Source organism: Wolbachia endosymbiont (group B) of Ennomos erosarius, from assembly GCF_964026905.1.
GTDB lineage: Bacteria > Pseudomonadota > Alphaproteobacteria > Rickettsiales > Anaplasmataceae > Wolbachia.
On the sequence record NZ_OZ034708.1, the window covers coordinates 292,233 to 309,616 of the forward strand.

Annotated in this window: 12 protein-coding genes and 1 pseudogene; 6 read left to right on the forward strand and 7 right to left on the reverse strand. The window is 36.0% G+C overall.

Going from position 1 to position 17,384, the window contains the following annotated elements; genetic code table 11:
* Positions 1-140: 140 nt before the first annotated feature.
* Both AAGD95_RS01455 and AAGD95_RS01460 read left to right on the forward strand, forming a co-directional pair.
* Entirely contained in the window at positions 141-785 is a 645-nt protein-coding gene (locus AAGD95_RS01455) for an alpha/beta hydrolase (RefSeq protein ID WP_341818641.1), read from the forward strand.
* Positions 786-790: 5 nt separating this feature from the next.
* Complete coding sequence (locus tag AAGD95_RS01460; RefSeq protein WP_341818642.1) at positions 791-1,600, forward strand: SDR family oxidoreductase; 810 nt, start codon at positions 791-793, stop codon at positions 1,598-1,600.
* Positions 1,601-1,614: 14 nt separating this feature from the next.
* On the opposite strand, the gene AAGD95_RS01465 is transcribed toward AAGD95_RS01460, so the two are convergent.
* The 3 genes from AAGD95_RS01465 to AAGD95_RS01475 all read right to left on the reverse strand — a co-directional run bounded on the left by AAGD95_RS01465 (position 1,615) and on the right by AAGD95_RS01475 (position 7,125).
* Positions 1,615-3,123 (reverse strand): hypothetical protein, encoded by a 1,509-nt coding sequence (locus tag AAGD95_RS01465; protein WP_341818643.1) that lies wholly within the window; start codon positions 3,121-3,123, stop codon positions 1,615-1,617.
* A gap of 120 nt (positions 3,124-3,243) precedes the next feature.
* Positions 3,244-6,609, reverse strand: coding sequence for a carbamoyl-phosphate synthase large subunit (carB, locus tag AAGD95_RS01470; RefSeq protein WP_341818644.1), 3,366 nt, complete (start codon positions 6,607-6,609; stop codon positions 3,244-3,246).
* Between the two features lie 321 nt (positions 6,610-6,930).
* On the reverse strand, positions 6,931-7,125 hold the full coding sequence (locus AAGD95_RS01475; RefSeq protein ID WP_341818645.1) for a hypothetical protein: 195 nt from the start codon (positions 7,123-7,125) through the stop codon (positions 6,931-6,933).
* A gap of 15 nt (positions 7,126-7,140) precedes the next feature.
* On the opposite strand from AAGD95_RS01475, the pseudogene AAGD95_RS01480 reads away from it, so the two are divergent.
* Positions 7,141-7,985, forward strand: a pseudogene (locus tag AAGD95_RS01480) (IS982 family transposase); the annotation flags it as partial.
* Here AAGD95_RS01480 and AAGD95_RS01485 read toward each other — a convergent pair.
* The 4 genes from AAGD95_RS01485 to secB form a co-directional block, all read right to left on the reverse strand.
* A complete protein-coding gene (locus AAGD95_RS01485; RefSeq protein WP_341818583.1) occupies positions 7,866-8,393 on the reverse strand; it encodes a transposase in 528 nt (175 codons plus the stop codon). The pseudogene AAGD95_RS01480 and the gene AAGD95_RS01485 overlap by 120 nt on opposite strands.
* Before the next feature lie 422 nt (positions 8,394-8,815).
* Positions 8,816-11,956, reverse strand: coding sequence for a bifunctional proline dehydrogenase/L-glutamate gamma-semialdehyde dehydrogenase PutA (gene putA / locus AAGD95_RS01490; protein WP_341818646.1), 3,141 nt, complete (start codon positions 11,954-11,956; stop codon positions 8,816-8,818).
* Between the two features lie 132 nt (positions 11,957-12,088).
* The gene (gene acnA, locus AAGD95_RS01495; RefSeq protein ID WP_341818647.1) at positions 12,089-14,674 is read right to left on the reverse strand and encodes an aconitate hydratase AcnA; all 2,586 of its coding nucleotides are present in this window, start codon (positions 14,672-14,674) and stop codon (positions 12,089-12,091) included.
* A 14-nt stretch (positions 14,675-14,688) separates the two neighbouring features.
* A complete protein-coding gene (secB, locus tag AAGD95_RS01500; protein WP_265025696.1) occupies positions 14,689-15,192 on the reverse strand; it encodes a protein-export chaperone SecB in 504 nt (167 codons plus the stop codon).
* 164 nt (positions 15,193-15,356) lie between these two features.
* Here secB and AAGD95_RS01505 point away from each other — a divergent pair, with 164 nt between their 5' ends.
* The 3 genes from AAGD95_RS01505 to AAGD95_RS01515 are packed head-to-tail and all read left to right on the forward strand — an operon-like array spanning position 15,357 to position 17,381.
* Positions 15,357-15,986, forward strand: coding sequence for a Tim44/TimA family putative adaptor protein (locus AAGD95_RS01505; RefSeq protein WP_410542082.1), 630 nt, complete (start codon positions 15,357-15,359; stop codon positions 15,984-15,986).
* A gap of 46 nt (positions 15,987-16,032) precedes the next feature.
* Positions 16,033-16,728 (forward strand): DNA polymerase III subunit epsilon, encoded by a 696-nt coding sequence (dnaQ, locus tag AAGD95_RS01510; RefSeq protein ID WP_341818648.1) that lies wholly within the window; start codon positions 16,033-16,035, stop codon positions 16,726-16,728.
* A 44-nt stretch (positions 16,729-16,772) separates the two neighbouring features.
* Positions 16,773-17,381, forward strand: a complete 609-nt coding sequence (locus AAGD95_RS01515) for an SCO family protein (RefSeq protein WP_341818649.1) — start codon at positions 16,773-16,775, stop codon at positions 17,379-17,381.
* Positions 17,382-17,384: the final 3 nt, after the last annotated feature.

A 17,384-nucleotide genomic window follows, 5' to 3' on the forward strand; every position in this document is an offset into this window, starting at 1 on the left:
CCATTCCAGTGTCAAGCACTGGAATCTGCTATGCAAATTGCAATGTTCATACAGTTATGAGCTAGTGTACATAATTGCACATTGGTTTTGCAAATTTGAAAATTAGTGTTAGATAAAAATATAAACGCAAAAGGAAAAAAATGATTGAACTTAAAGGTCCAGAAATTTGTGCAGGCGGAAATAAGAAAAATTTGATTGTTTTTTTACATGGTTGGGGCTCAAGTGGCGATAATTTCATTCACCTTGCTAAAGTTATGAGCAAGTTTTTACTGGGTTCATATTTTGCAGTACCCAATGCTCCGTTTGAAAGAGAAATAGGTGATGGTTATCAGTGGTTCAGCTTGGAAGATCGTAGTGAGGAAGCGCTATATAATGGAGTAAAAAATGCTACATCAATTGTAAATCATTTCATTGATACAAAATTAAAGGAGCTTAATTTAAAAGATACGCAACTTTCTTTAGTTGGATTTTCTCAAGGAGCAATGCTTGCAATACATACAGCTCTCACCCGCTCTCAATCCTGTGCATCAGTTGTTGCATACTCTGGTAGGTTTCTTTCACCTTCAAAAACTGTACCAGAGATCAAATCAAAACCTAACATATGTGTTATCCATGGTGATGCTGACGACGTGGTACCTTTTTCGTCTCTCGACTTAGCGGTTAAAGCTCTGAAAGAAACTGGGGTAAATGTTGAGGGACACCCAATTCATGCATTAGGACATATTATTAATGAAGAGGGAATAAAATTAGGTATAGAGTTTATCAAGAAAAATTTCAGCAACTAACTTCTATGCACTTGTTTTGCTTTGGTTATGGATATGTAGCTAAATTTTTATCGAAAAAACTACTAAACTTAGGTTGGAAAGTCAGTGGCACATCAAGAAGTAAAAATATACAAAATGTAATCCTCTTTAATTATGAGAAAGTTAGTCAAGATCTGCTTAAAAGCGCAACGCACGTTTTAATTTCTATTCCTCCAGATGGCGATGATGTTGTGGAGAGATACGGTGATTGCCTGCAAAATGTTAAATGGTTTGGTTATTTGTCTGCAACTAGCGTCTATGGTGATCACTCTGGTAATTGGGTGAATGAGGAATCTGAAACACAACCTATAGAAATCAGAGGAGAAAAACGCCTTAAATCTGAAAAGAAGTGGCTGAATAGCAAACTGCCTGTACATATTTTTCGTTTAGCTGGAATATACGGTCCTGGTAGGAACGTGTTAATTGACTTGCAGCTTGGCAAAGCAAGAAATGTGAAAAAGGAAGGGCATTTTTTTTCTCGTATTCACGTTGAAGATATATCGAATATTCTATTTTCTTCCATGCAAAACATAAAACTTGGTGAAATATACAATTGTGCAGACGATTTACCCACTACACAATCTGAAGTGGTAATGTATGCGACCAAACTTCTCAATGTTAGCCCTCCAGAGCCAATTGAGGTTTCTTCCTTACCAGATTATGCACAGAGTTTTTATTTAGGATCAAAAAAAGTAAGTAATGTTAAAATTAAAAAAGATCTTAATGTCTCTCTAATTTATCCTAACTACAAGGTGGGATTAAAGAGTTTGCACGTAAAAAAACTGAAATCACATTAGAATGATAGATAGGCCTATTGCTTAGTTCTGTGATTGTGTCCGTTCAGACGAATGTTCTCTAGGGAAGATTGTGGAGTATTCGTTGCAGCATTTGGCTGTTCAATTACGCTAGTTGATTCTTTAGGTATACTATTTCTTTCAAAATTTCCATCTCGTATAGCTTCCCAAACACTTTTTCTTCCTAAAAGACAGCTTTCTCCTAAATTTTCCCCCTTATCTTCTAACTCGTTAAGCCTTGCTTCGCTCTCCTTATCAATCTTTACTTCTATTTCATTACTATTTTTCTTAGGATTTAGATGAATACTGATTTTTCCTGCTTCACTATCAAAAGATAATGTTACACCTTGCTTACAAACATCCAGATAATTTCTTTTTCCGTTGTAGCTTTCAACTCTTACTATACTTTTCCCAATTTGCAGTATACCAACTCTTAAGTTTAAACCTTCATTCTTTTCATTGCTTAGGATTTTTGCAACTTTAACAATACTATCTTGTGGATATTCTATATAAAAACATCCATTATCTATCTCTACTTCTAATTCATCCTTTTGGGTTTGCTTATTTTTGTTTACAATACTTTCATATGCTACATTTTTTAGATCGTTTTCAATTTCCTTACATTCCGCAAAGAGATCATTGACATAATCAAAATCAGAAGTTACATGTCCTAGCTCACCACCATCGAAAAGACCTCTTTCTACTTTCCCACCTTTTAACAATAAATCCATAATGGCGCTTCTTATGATGTCTAAATTACCATCTTCCAGTGCTTCATTCGTGTTGTCATCATCTTGATCTTCATTGTTACAGGAAACATCCTGACCTCCAAATGCATGCGCTTTACTGCTAGGGCATAGGCCTTCATTCTTAATAACATCTATTATTTCTTCAAATATCAAATTTGTTACAGTTCTATAACGATCACCATAACATGAATTTAGTCTTATCCCTTTCCCTAAATATTTATTTGTTATGTCTCGAACAAGCCTTAAAGCTCTTCCTTTGTTTTTTTCTTTTTCCACCTTTTTCATCTCCTTACAAAATTCACCAATCAGCTTACTTTCACTTGTAGTTAATGGTATTTCTAGATCCATTAAAAGTGAGCCATCTTCCAAAAAATAAGAATAATCTGAACTACAGCTCGAATTTGAGTCCCAATCACTTGATTCAGTATAAGGCGTCTGATTACCATCAGCGGAACTATCATCTGAATCATAATTACTAAAGTGCTGTAGTCGATTATCACTTTCGTCTAACCAGTTATGAGTTGGTGACAGATTCATTAAAAATGAGTTTTCTGGAAGAAGAGAATCAGCGCAAATTACCTGATCATCATCGGCAAGGTTATATCCTTGATCAAGCAAGAGCTTCGCCAGATTTCCTATATTACTTTCAACATTTTGTTGATTATCATCATCGGCAAAGTAATACTCTTGATTAAGAGAGAACTTCGTCGGATCTTTTATATTACTTTCAAAAATTTGTTGATCTATTATTTGTTGCTTTTTTATCTCATAAGTCATGTTATATAACCATTACCCATACAAATACTATAATACATAGGCAAGTCAGTAAAGAAATTTAATTTACATTACTCTACCACGATTTTAAGATAGAGCAATGAATTATTTTAGTTTTGATATTTAAATGTTTTGTATCTGCTGTAATGATTTCACTTCCAATTTGCTATTCTTTACATATTGAATTGCAAGCACTAACGCTTTACTTCCAGAAGCTGTGGTGCTGTAAGCTATATTTTGCAAAATAGCAGTTCTGCGAATATTTTTGCTGTCTGAGACTGACTTTACACCTTTTGAGGTATTGATCACTAGATTTATTTTTCCATCTTTGAGCATATCAACGATGTGGGGTCTGCCTTCTCTCACTTTATTTACAGCTTTTGCAGCAATGCCGTTATTGTTCAGATACGAAGCTGTGCCTTTGGTGGCATATATTTCAAAACTCAGTTCTTTCAACATTCGTGCAACTGGCAATATATACTCTTTATCATCATCTTTTACTGAAACCAGAGCTGTTCCTTCTGTTGGTAACTTGTATCCTGCAGCCATATGCACTTTTGCAAGTGCAGCTTCGAAAGATAAGTCAATTCCCATCACTTCTCCTGTTGATTTCATTTCAGGACCAAGTAAAGTATCAACTCCTGCAAAGCGGGTAAATGGAAAAACAGCAGCTTTAACTGCAAAATGATTGAAAGGCTTGTTTTCCTGATTCAATTTTTTACCCAAAATAACCTGAGTGGCAAGCTTTGCAACAGGAATGTTGATTACCTTGGAAATAAAAGGAACTGTGCGACTAGCCCTTAGATTCACTTCAAGTATGTATACATCACTAGACCTCTTGCATAACTCGATTTCTGAAGGCAATTTTGTCGTCAAAGCTTGTCTGCGCTCCTCAAATACATTCGAGTATTCTGTGGTGCTCATCTGCACTTTTCCTAAAAATTTCTCATCACAAACAGGTTCTGCAAGAGGTCTATTCTCTTGAACAGCAAACTGAATGTTTATCAGACCTTTCACTTTTAATGCTAATGCTATTCTCTCAGTTTGTAGCTCGATCTCTTTTATTACTTCGTCACTCAATGTATTTGTCGGTATTGAGCATGTTGAATCGCCAGAGTGGATACCAGCTTCTTCAATGTGCTCCATGACCGCTGCAATGAAAACTTTTTCCCCATCACATACAGCATCAACGTCAACCTCAACTGCATTGACTAAAAATTTATCAAGAAGCAGCGATCCGTGTTCAAAAATTTTGGTTTGATTCAAGACATACTCTTTAAAGCTCTGAGTATCGTGTCTAATCGACATAGACTGACCGCCGAGGACATATGATGGCCTGACTACTAGTGGAAACCCCACCTTTTCTGCATTGGTTAACGCTTCTTCTACTGAATGGCAGATAGAACTTTCAGGTTGTTTTAAATTAAGTTGCAAAGCAAGATTTTTAAACCTCATGCGATCTTCTGCAAGGTCAATAGAATCAAACGAAGTTCCCAAAATTTTGAAACCTCTCTCGTTAAGCACTTTGGCTAACTTTAAAGGTGTTTGACCACCTATTTGAACTATCACACCAATCAGTGTGCCATTTTCTTGCTCTTTACTTAGTATTTCAAGCACATCCTCTGCAATGAGTGGTGCAAAATATAAACGATCAGCGGTATCGTAGTCAGTTGAGACAGTTTCTGGATTACAGTTGATCATTATTGTTTCATACCCCATTTCTTTGGCGGCAGAAGCTGCATGTACACATGCATAATCAAACTCAATACCTTGACCAATGCGATTTGGACCACTTCCTAAAATGACAACCTTTTCTCGGTCAGAAATATTCGCCTCACATTCCGTTTTATTTTCAACATCACCCTCATAGCAGCCATACATATAAGCAGTGCTCGATTCAAATTCAGCTGCACAGGTGTCTACACGTTTATAAACTTGTTTGATGCCAAATTTTTTTCTTATTTCTTCAATCTGTTCTATTTTTTTGTTACTTAATTTTGCCAATCTTGCATCTGAAAATCCCATTTTTTTCAGCTCTAACATTTCATATGCAGTCTCAGGAAGGCCGTTTTCCTTGATTTTTTGTTCAGCTAAGATGATTTGCTGTATATTTTGCAGAAACCATAAGTCATATCCTGTAATCGAATTTATTTCTTCTATGCTAATTCCGTGACGCATTGCGTCAGCAGCAATCAGTAATCTGTTTGGCAGCAATTTTGCTAATTGAGATTTAATATCAATGTTCTCAGGAAATACTTCATCAAGTCCTGTAAGATCAGTTTCAAGTGAACGGAAAGCTTTCTGTAGTGACTCATTGAAAGTGCGGCCTATAGACATTACTTCTCCCACTGATTTCATGGAAGTTGATAATTCACAATTCGTCCCCTTAAATTTTTCAAACTCAAATCGAGGAATTTTAGTGACGATATAATCAATCACTGGTTCGAATGCTGCTGGTATTATTGGAGCGCAGTCGTTACGTATTTCATCGAGCGAATAGCCAATAGCAAGTTTAGTTACAACTTTTGCAATAGGATAGCCTGTTGCTTTCGAAGCAAGTGCAGAAGAGCGAGAAACCCTTGGATTCATTTCAATTACAACGAGGCTTCCATCTTCTTTAGGATTCACTGCAAACTGAACATTTGCACCACCGGCACTAACATCAATTTCTCTCAGCACTGCTATAGATGCATTTCTCATCTGTTGGTATTCTACGTCACGCAGAGTCAAAGCAGGAGCAACAGTTATGCTATCCCCAGTGTGCACTCCCATCGGATCAACATTTTCTATCGAACAGACTATTATGCAGTTATCTTTACAATCGCGGATAACTTCCATTTCATATTCTTTCCAGCCGATAATTGATTCATCTATCTGAACTTCATTTATTGGCGAAATTTTGAGAGCACTTTCTGCGATATTGAAAAACTCCTCTTTATTATATGCTATGCCACTACCTGCGCCACCAAGAGTGAATGATGAACGGATGATTGCTGGTAATCCAACGTAGTCCAAAGCCTTTTTTATTTGTTCTTGATTTTTTATAATGATACTTTTGGGGTATTTCAGTCCTATTCTATCCATGGACTGACGGAATAACTCTCTATCCTCCGCTTTTTTTATTGCTTCTCTATTTACCCCTATTAATTCTACATTGTATTTGTCTAACACTCCATCATCTGCAAGTTTTATTGCACAATTGAGCGCTGTTTGCCCGCCCATTGTTGGCAATATTGCGTCTGGCCTCTCCTTAATTATAATTTTCTCTATGATTTCAGGCAGTACCGGCTCAATATACGTCGCATCAGAAAACTCAGGATCTGTCATTATAGTTGCAGGGTTGGAGTTAACCAAAATGACTTTATAACCTTCGCTTTTTAATACTTTACAGCTTTGCGTTCCGGAATAATCAAATTCACATGCCTGACCTATAACTATTGGGCCTGCTCCTATTACTAATATAGATTCTATATCTGTGCGTTTCGGCATAATTACAATAACGGTCTCTATTCAAGTAATGTTACCAATCTTTCCTGTATATGTGAATTTTTATTAAACCTATTAGCTAACTACTTTTAGGCTTGACGCATAACTGTACGAACATTGCAATTTGCGTGGCAGATTCCAGTGCTTGACACACAGCTGTACAAACATTCATTTTTGAAGGTAAATTGCACAGCAAATGATGTCATTCAAGTAGCTGACACTGGTTCCTTTATGACGGCAGTGCCCAGAGGTGTCATCCCAGTGCCCAGACACTGGGATGGCTTTGTTGCATAGCACCTTAAGCAGTGATGGTTTACGACAAATTTATGTAATGATTTCAAATTTAGCCATACCAATATCAGTGAATTTGTTGAGCAAATAGCACTTAATTAGTAATTCTTTTTCACGATTTACTTCAGATTTATTCCTAAAACGCGAATTCTGGATTAAAGGAGAATAGAAAAGGCAAGAAAACAGGGTAAACTCAGCAGTTATAAAAAAACAGATGAGGTTAACCATGGAAGATATAACAAACTGTTTTGTTTGGTCGATGATTTTTGCAGAGATATAGAGAAAAATTTTGCAGGTAAACTACTGCCAAATGGTAAAAAACCCACAAGAACAACGGAAATTGAGCACTCCGAAATCATGACAATAATCCTGCTATATCAACAATCTCCGTGTAAAAATTTCAAAACTTTCTATCTACATTACCTAACGTTGCTCTACAAATCAGAGTTTCCAAAGTTGCCTTCATATACCAGGTTTGTTGCTCTAAAGCCTAGGGTTTTGTGGCATTTAGCAATGTTGTTGCATTGGCTTTGTGGACAGTCAGAAAACACTGGAATTTCATATATAGACACAACTCCCATTGCAGTTTGTCATGCAAAAAGAATATCCAAAACAAAGTTTTTGCTGGAATTGCAAAATTAAGCAAGAGTACTTACGGCTGGTTTTTTGGTTTCAAATTACATATGGTAATCAATGAAAATGGTGAAATTCATTCACTTACGCTAACAAAAGGCAATGTTGATGATAGGATACCTGTGCCAAATCTGACGGAAAAATTAACCGGCCTTTTGTTTGGTGACAAAGGTTATATTGCAAAAGAGCTTTTTCAGAAGCTGTTTGACCGAGGTTTGAAACTTGTTACCAAGGTGAAAAAAGGTATGAAAAATGCATTGATTTCGCTAAATGAGAAGATTTTACTGAGAAAAAGGTCTATCATTGAGACTGTTTTTGGTTACCTAAAAAATAGACTAGAAATTGAACACACTCGCCATAGATCCCCTGTTAATTTTTTGGTTCATATCTTTTCTACTCTCATTTCCTATTCCATCAAATCCAAAAAGCCTTCTATTTCCTATACTTTCTTCCTTCCTTAATCCAGAATTCGCGTTGTAAATGCTGATACTTGTGCTATCTATGATAATTTCAATATTTTCCATGTTGCTTTTATCAACCCTGCAATCATTTATCTTAATATTAAGTTTTTTAAACCTTCTTGATGCTTGTGAATAGCTGATAACTGCCAAATTTTTTCCTATTTGTTGCAGATATCCTTTTATAAACCCCACCGTTTGTCTTAAACCAATTCTAAAAAGATTGACAATTATATGCACCAAAATTACGACTTTATCACTGTAAATATAGTTGCCGCCCTGCATTTTTGGACTATTTTCATACCAATTTTCGATAGCTTCATCGATGTAACGAAAAATATTTCCCCTTTTTTCAAGGAATTTGTTATATTCGTTTTGGTTACTGACTTTCATTTTCTGTGGCATATTTTTTCTTCAACAGTTAAATGGTTATTTATAATGAATTTTGTCAGTAGCCACCAGATTTTTTCGGTTGCTATGCAACAAAGCCATCCCAGTGTCACGCACTGGGATGACAAGAGGGGGGTATTGGGATGACAAAAAAAGGAGGCTACTGGGATGACGAGAAAGGAGCACTGGAATGACATCATAGGGGCTACTTTCATGACATCATTCTTTTTCCTGGATCCAAGTAGTCAGGGCACTGGGATGACATCATAGAGGCACTGAGATGAAACCGAAGGGGCTACTCGGATGACACCTTTTTTCTGCTTAGTTTAGGTTATGCAAGAAGTCTAGTGCATGAACTGGTCCTTTTCGGATTTTAGCGCTGTCTGCACGAACGTCTAGTTTAGGGGTAAGATAGGAGAAAAATTAGGGCCCGCAAATTAATCCAAACACATAAGTGTAGTGTTACCACCGAATGCTGTATTGTTAACACTTACAACTTTTTCTGTAGAACAACGCTGTAAATAATGAGGACCACCAGCTTTTGGCCCAGTGCCAGATAGTCCTCTACCACCAAATGGTTGTATCCCAACTGCTGCACCTATCTGGTTACGGTTGATGTAGACATTTCCAACTGATATTTTTTTACTTATAGTGTCAATTTGACTTTGTATCCGACTCTGCAAAGAAAACGTGAGCCCATATCCTGTATTGTTTATATCATTTATCACTTCATTCAAATTTGACTTATTAAAACGTATGATATGTAAAACAGGACCAAATACTTCTTGCTTTAATTGCGAAATTTTTTGTATCTCATAAATATATGGAGGAAAGAAATAACCATTATGAGGATTTGTATCCATGGGTACTTTAAATAACAGATTTGAATCTTCGTCCTCTGACATTTTTTGCGTATGTTGAGTTAGCATATCGATAGATGCTTTATCAATTATTGGACCAATATCAGTACTAAGTTGTATTGGATCACCAATCTTTAGTTCTTGCGCTGCACCACATATCATTCTTATCTGTTTTTCTGCTATATCTTCTTGAATAAATAGCACTCTAAGCGCAGAACAGCGTTGGCCAGCGCTGCGAAACGCAGAAAGCAAAACATCCGTAGTCACTTGCTCTAAGAGAGCAGAGCTATCAACAATCATAGCATTTAATCCGCCAGTTTCAGCAATAAATGGCACAATAGGACCATCCCTATTGGCAAGCATTTTATTGATTATTTGAGCGGTTTGCGTTGAGCCAGTAAAAGCTACTCCGGCAATTCTATTATCTGGAACTAATATTTTGCCTAAATATCCACCATCCCCAGGAATGAGGTGTAACACATTCTTTGGTATCCCAGCTTCATGTAGTATCTTAACAGCTTCGTAGGCAATAATCGGCGTTTGCTCTGCCGGTTTTGCCAGCACTGCATTACCTGCTGCAAGTGCAGCTGAGACCTGCCCAAGAAAAATAGCAAGTGGAAAATTCCATGGTGATATACACAGGAAAACTCCCCTGCCTTCAAAAAAGATGAAGTTATCTTCACCTGTTGGACCTGGCAATTTTTTCCAGTCGCTCAGTTCATTCTTTGCTATCATTGCATAATAACGCAGAAAGTCGACTGCTTCTCGTACTTCTGCTATTGCATCAGATAAAATTTTTCCTGCTTCCACAATCAGAATGTAAATTAACTCTTTCATTCTTTCTTCAAGTAAGTCAGCAGCTTTTTTCAAGTGTTTAGCACGTTCTTCCGCTGGAGTGCTCTGCCAATCAGAAAATGCACTGCGGGCTACTTCAAGAGTATTTAAAGCTTGATCACTTGTTGCGTTCGACACTTCTCCAATTACATTTTCCAAATGTGCAGGATTCACCACTTCAGTAAATTTGGCATCATCAAAAAGTGACTGTCCGTCAATTATTGGTCCAACTTGCCATTTCTTTTCACTAAAACCCTTTATATCATCTGCAAATTGTGAGACTATCACAGAATCACTAATATCCATTCCCAAGGAATTTTTTCTTTCTTCTTTCAAAATATCTTGTGGCAATGGAATATTTGGATGAGGTTCATAATTAAAATTTATAGCTTTTTCCAGTGGATCTGAAATTAACTCATCGATTTTAACGTTAGGATCACTTATTTGATTGACGAACGAACTATTAGCTCCATTTTCAAGAAGGCGTCTTATAAGATAAGGCAACAAGTCACTATGTTCCCCAACGGGTGCGTAGACACGACAGCTAACATTTGTTGCAAGCTCTGACATTGCATAATCATATAAGTCTTTTGCCATTCCATGTAAGCGTTGAAATTCAAATCCAGGGTGGTTTTTATCAGCAAGTTCCATGATAGAAGCAAAAGTATAGACGTTATGAGTTCCAAAGCATGGGTAAAAGCTGTTTGGTTTACTCAAAAGTTTCTGTGCGCACACGAGGTAAGATACGTCAGTATAGCTTTTTCTTGTAAATACTGAGTAATCATTTAATCCCAATTCTTGCGTACGCTTGATCTCTGAATCCCAATATGCACCTTTTACAAGTCTCACCATAATTTTGTGCTTTGATCGAATAGCAACATCCTCAACAAAATCAAGAACAGACAAAGCACGTTTTTGATACGCTTGCACAGCCAAGCCAAGTCCTTCCCACTCAGAAAGTGACTCATCAAGACGCAATTGCTTGAATAAAACTAATGACATCTCAAGTCTTTCTGTTTCTTCTGCGTCTATGCATAGTGAAATGTTGTATTTTTTTGCCTCGCGGCAGAGCTCTAAAACCTTAGTGAATATCTCACCAGCAATTCGGTCAAATTGACCAAATTCATAACGTGGGTGTAAAGCAGAAAGTTTGATTGAAATTCCATGCGATTTAAAGCAATCATTTATGTCAGTGGATTCACCTATAGCTTTTATTGAGTGCATGTATGAATCAAAATACTCTTCTGCATCTTCAGCTGTGTGAGTAGCTTCGCCAAGCATATCAAAAGAGTATAAAAACTTACTATTGTCATCTAGTTTTGCGTACCTTAAAGCTTCTTCTATGGTTTCTCCAACAACAAAATGATTACCAAGCATAGACATTGCTTGTTTTACTGCTTTGCGAATAATCGGCTCTCCTAAATTTTTAAGTAATTTAGAAATTGCGTAATAGAACTTCGAATCGCCTTCATTATCTCTCAATATACTACTTCCTATCATTAAACTCCACGTGGAAGCATTGACAAACAATGAGGAAGAATGTCCTAAATATTTACTCCATTCTTGATTGGCAATTTTATCTTTGATTAGCTCGTCTATTGTATAATCATCTGGTATTCTAAGTAGTGACTCAGCAAGACACATAAGTGCTATTCCTTCGTCGTTGGAAAGCGAGTATTGCTGCATGAAAGAATCTATGATATCTAATTTGTTGCCTTTAATCTTTTCAATAACTTGTTTTGCAATATTGTAAATTCTGTTTTTCGAATCAACCGAAAGTTCTGTTTTTTCTACAAGATAACGTACATAACTTTTCTCATCAGTACGATAAAACCCTTGTAAACGTTTTCTCAACTCGTTAGGTTCTTGTATAGGACTAATCATATATAATTATCTGCAAAACACTCTATTACCATATGTAAGGTAAAATTATATCATAACTTTGCATAGAACAAATCATTATTTAAAAAGGGATCAGGGCTGGCTAGAAGAAGTCCATGCAATAACTTCACTAAATCAAAAAGATTGTGCAAGTATGTAGCTTAACACTCCACCACACATCAAGTGTTTAATCTCAGTTGCGGTTTGTACACAGCATTTGAGTTGAATTGATTGCTTTGAATTATCCTTTCTTTTGATGATACATTCTAGATTTCCACCTGGCACTATTTCACCTTTTATGCTTATTACCTCACTACCATCAAATATCTTTCTGGTTATTCCATTTTGGAATATAAGTGGAAGAACACCCATGCCGACCAAGTTGGACCTATGTATACGCTCAAAGCTTTCTGCAATTACAACTTTAATCCCCAACAATAAAGTACCCTTTGCTGCCCAATCCCTACTTGAACCTGTGCCATACTCCTTTCCTGCCACAATGATGAGAGCTTCCTTGTAGCGCATTGCTGCATCAAAAATCGACATAGTTTCTTGAGAAGGAATATATTTTGTATAGCCGCCTTCGATGCTTACCATTTCATTTTTTATTCTAATGTTAGCAAAAGTCCCACGCATCATTACATTGTGGTTACCACGACGAGACCCATACGAATTAAAGTACTGTGGCTCAATTCCAAGATTTTTTAAATATATACCTGCAGGACTACTTGAGGCAATATTTCCAGCAGGGGAAATGTGATCAGTGGTTATGCTATCGCCAAACATTGCCAATATTTGTGCACCTTTTATATCGATTTTATTATTTTTAGGTGATAAATTATCAAAATAAGGCGGATTTTGTATGTAAGTGCTGTTTGCATCCCAATTATAGATTTCACTTTTTTCACACTTTATCTTTCGCCAATGTTCATCACCAGAAAAAACATCCTTATACTTTTGTATGAACATCTCACGTGTTACCACACTTTTAACACAATCTTCGATTTCATTGTTTGTTGGCCATATATCTTTGAGATAGACATCATTTCCATTCTTATCTTTGCAAATTGAATCTTTTGTCAAATCAATTTGCACAGTGCCTGCAAGTGCATATGCAACAATAAGTGGCGGAGATGCCAAGTAATTAGCTTTGACTAACGGATGAATTCTTCCTTCAAAGTTACGATTGCCAGATAAAACTGCAGCAACGGTTAAGTTTTTGTTTTTAATGCCATCTTCTATATCTTTATTAAGTGGACCAGAATTCCCAATGCAAGTTGTGCAACCATATCCAACTAAATTAAAGCCCAAAGCATTCAGATCTACCTGCAACCCTGACTTTTCTAAATATTCTGTTACAACTTGTGACCCTGGAGCAAGAGAAGTTTTAACCCAAGGCTTTGATTTTAATCCAAGTTTAATTGCATTACGAGCTACAAGACCTGCAGCAATCATCACACTTGGATTTGAGGTGTTAGTGCAGCTTGTTATTGCTGCAATAACTACACTTCCATCTTGGAGTTTATCGCTTTCCTTTGACTCATTAACTGAAAATGATTTAGAAAAAGACTCTGCCACTTGTGAAAGAAAAACCTTATCTTGTGGTCTTTTGGGACCAGCCATTACTGGCTTCACGCTTGATAAATCAAGCTCTAGTGTGTCAAAAAATGCTAATTCGTCATTGCTGCGCCACAATCCCTGCTCTTTTGAATAGACTTCAACTAATTTGATCAGCTCTTCTGGTCGCCCTGTTAAATGTAAATAATCGAGTGTTTTCTGATCAATTGGAAAAAATCCACAAGTTGCGCCATACTCCGGGGCCATGTTTGCTATAGTGGCTCTATCTGCCAAAGATAAATAATCTAAACCATCACCATAAAATTCTACAAACTTACCAACAACGCCTTTTGTTCTTAGGATATTGGTAACCGTCAGCACTAAATCAGTCGCAGTTACTCCTTCCGACAATCTGCCAATTAATTTAAATCCAACTACTTCTGGAATCACCATACTAATTGGTTGACCAAGCATCACAGACTCAGCTTCTATGCCTCCAACACCCCAACCAAGGACTGATAACCCGTTAATCATTGTAGTATGACTGTCAGTACCAACTAAAGTGTCAGGATATATGACTCCATCATTATTACACACAACTTGCGCTAAATATTCAAGATTCACTTGGTGGCAAATTCCAGTACCTGGCGGTACTACTCTAAAATTTCTGAAGGACGATTCCCCCCACTTTAAGAATTGATATCTCTCCAAATTTCTTTTTACTTCTAGCTCAACATTCTTACTGAATGCAGAAACACTTCCATAACTATCTACTTGAACAGAATGGTCGATCACAAGATCAACCGGTACAGAAGGATTTATGTTGCTCGGGCTTCCTCCATTTTTCTTGACATAACTCCGCATTGAAGCTAAATCAACAACAGCAGGAACCCCTGTAAAATCTTGCATCAACACCCTTGCTGGTTTATAGCTAATTTCGTGATTAGTGTGTTTATTAACGCAGTCTGCTAGTACTCTTATGTCATCCAGCTTTACGTTTACTCCATCTTCATTACGCAATAAATTTTCAAGCAGCACCTTAAGTGAGCAGGGCAATTTAGTTACATCTGTCCCTAAAAATTCACTAGCACTACTTAGGCTAAAATAGTTGTATGACTTCCCGTCAATGTTTAAAGTCGTTTTTGCATTTAAAGAATTGTTCATCCTATCACACTATATTAGTTAAAATTGGAATTACTACCGTTACTTTTTTGTTGTTGACTTTGCTGCTCGTACATAGTTTCGAAATCTATAGGATCCAGCATCAGTGGGGGAAATCCACCACTACTTGTAACTCTTGCAATTATTTCTCTTGCAAAAGGGAAAAGAAAAGTAGGTCCGCCAATAAACAAAGCTTGTCTTACCTCTTCCTCACTCAACTCTTTTAAATTTTCTATTGAAAAAATGCCACAATATTTCGTCTCACAAATGAAAGCTACGCCATCTTTTATATCTGCATCTTTTATCGTTGCTCTGACTTCTATATGCAAAGTAACTTCATGGAAAGATTTTTCTTCATTTACTCCTTCTTTGTTTTCCATTCCTTCTAATTTTGCTGAATTGATATTAACCATTACATTAATATCGGGAGCTTTATTTGAAGAAAGGAATGGCGAATTTGGATTCTCAAACGATAGATCTTTAACATATTGACCGTGAATTCTCATTTTTTGTTGTGGCATTTCTTACGTCTCCTTTAATTAAGTTGAGATATTTAATACTTTCTTATATAATATATTCATTTACAAATGAATAGCAAACCTGATTATAAGTTGATATGAAAAACATATTTTCATTAATAATTAATAATGTTCGGATACTTTATATGCCAAGGAGTTGAGTTACTATGATAGAGCTTGTAATATATGCTTTATTAGCGGCGTTCATTTTTTCACGTTTGTATAATTCTTTAGGAAGGTCAGCCAATCTCAACCTAAAAAAGCTAACTAATGTATTGGATGTAAGTCGAAGTAAAGAAGATGTAGTAGAAAACATTGAGGATTACATTGATAGCAATGATAAAAATTCAATAAAAGTTACTTATGAACAAATATTAAAAAAAAACAAAGATTTTTCTATTTCCCACTTTATAGAAGGTTCAAGCATAGCTTTTGAATTAATAATAAAGTATTTCAATCAAGGAAATTTGTCTCAGTTAAAACCACTTCTCGATAAAGACTTATATGATAATTTTGCAGAGAAGATTAAACATCGTAAAGAGGTGCACGAGTCTATAATTGTTTCTATCGTTTCACAAAAGATTTTAGAAATAAAGCTAGTAAAAAACACAGTGTTTATTGCAATATATTTCCTTTCAGAGCAAATTAACTTCGTTAAGAACAATGAAGGGGATATCATATCAGGTAGTACATCCACCATTAATAAAGTTGAGGATGTATGGCAATTCAAAAAAAATGTTAATTCATCAGACCCAAGCTGGTTGCTTGTTTCTATTCACTATAATAAAGATAAGTAACGATAAGACAAATGACAAGTAAGATTAGTTTTATTTAGAGTTAACCATGGAAAGCAAGCTACGCGAAATAGTACTTGACACTGAAACGACAGGTCTTGACACTAAATCTGGTCATCGAATTATCGAAATAGGGTGTGTGGAATTAATTAACCGCATTCCAACAGGTAAAGTATTCCATCGGTACCTTAACCCAGAAAGAGATATACCTTATCACTCGTTTAAGATTCACGGTATTAGTGAAGAATTTTTAGAAGATAAACCATTATTTTTAGATGTTGCACTTGAATTTCTTGACTTTATATCTAATGATATTTTGGTAATTCACAACGCTGAATTCGATGTTAAGTTCCTTAACATGGAGTTAAGCAAGCTGAATGCTGGGTTAATTTCCTCAGATAGAGTGCTAGATACATTACCTCTTGCGAGGAAAAAATTCGCAGGATCACCTGCTTCTTTGAATGCATTATGTAAGCGTTTTGATATATCGCTAGAGAATAGAGAATTGCACGGAGCACTAGTTGATGCTCAATTGCTTGCAAAGGTATATGTTGAACTTACAGGAGGGTTACAAACCTTTCTGTTTGATAATGAATGCAATCAGGACAGTAACTCTACATTCGTTCAGCATAAAGTGCGTAATCTAACTCCCAGAAAACATTCACCAAATAGTGAAGAAATTGATGAACATAAGAAACTGTTAGACAAAATTAACAATACACTTTGGAATAAATATATTGAATAGGTCAACTAATAAAGATACAATTTAATTTTACTGAGAGCACCCTAATGGTAAGGTTTATAAGATTGTTATCTAATATGCTAGTAGCATTAGCAGTTGTTTTTTTAGGTTATTGTTATTTCACCAAAAAAGGCATATTTGCCCCAGTAGCGATTCACAACACAGAAGTTAAGATAGGCGGAGATTTTTCTTTAATTAATCAGGACGGACAGATCTTACGCAGTAGTGATTTTAAAGATAAATACATGATGATTTTCTTTGGGTTTTCCTCATGCAAAAGAATTTGCCCTATGAACCTTGGGATAATTTCAGAAACACTTGCAAAGTTAGATGAGAAAACTAACAACAAGCTAAAAACATTTTTTATTACAGTTGATCCTGAGCGCGATAGCACGGAAAGACTTAAAGAATTTCAGCAGCAATTTGACCATAGAATACAAATGTTAACTGGTGAAAGAGAAAAAATAGACGAAGTAGTTGCAAAATATAAAGTATATGCAAGCAAAGTAGACGGAGAAGAAGAAATCAACCATTCTTCGATAATATATCTTATTGGCCCTGGAGGAAAATATGTTACACACTTTGCAGCTGATTTAAATTCAGACGAAAGTCAATCTGATAAGATTTTGGCTGAAATAAGAAAATACGTAAACTGAATT

Bases quoted from the DNA above. Each gene is read 5' to 3' on its own strand.
- AAGD95_RS01485 (WP_341818583.1), bottom strand. From the start codon at position 8,393: ATGCCACAGAAAATGAAAGTCAGTAACCAAAACGAATATAACAAATTC.
- AAGD95_RS01505 (WP_410542082.1), top strand. From the start codon at position 15,357: ATGATAGAGCTTGTAATATATGCTTTATTAGCGGCGTTCATTTTTTCA.
- putA (WP_341818646.1), bottom strand. From the start codon at position 11,956: ATGATTAGTCCTATACAAGAACCTAACGAGTTGAGAAAACGTTTACAA.
- AAGD95_RS01460 (WP_341818642.1), top strand. From the start codon at position 791: ATGCACTTGTTTTGCTTTGGTTATGGATATGTAGCTAAATTTTTATCG.
- carB (WP_341818644.1), bottom strand. From the start codon at position 6,609: ATGCCGAAACGCACAGATATAGAATCTATATTAGTAATAGGAGCAGGC.
- AAGD95_RS01475 (WP_341818645.1), bottom strand. From the start codon at position 7,125: ATGGTTAACCTCATCTGTTTTTTTATAACTGCTGAGTTTACCCTGTTT.
- dnaQ (WP_341818648.1), top strand. From the start codon at position 16,033: ATGGAAAGCAAGCTACGCGAAATAGTACTTGACACTGAAACGACAGGT.
- acnA (WP_341818647.1), bottom strand. From the start codon at position 14,674: ATGAACAATTCTTTAAATGCAAAAACGACTTTAAACATTGACGGGAAG.
- AAGD95_RS01465 (WP_341818643.1), bottom strand. From the start codon at position 3,123: ATGACTTATGAGATAAAAAAGCAACAAATAATAGATCAACAAATTTTT.
- secB (WP_265025696.1), bottom strand. From the start codon at position 15,192: ATGCCACAACAAAAAATGAGAATTCACGGTCAATATGTTAAAGATCTA.
- AAGD95_RS01455 (WP_341818641.1), top strand. From the start codon at position 141: ATGATTGAACTTAAAGGTCCAGAAATTTGTGCAGGCGGAAATAAGAAA.
- AAGD95_RS01515 (WP_341818649.1), top strand. From the start codon at position 16,773: ATGGTAAGGTTTATAAGATTGTTATCTAATATGCTAGTAGCATTAGCA.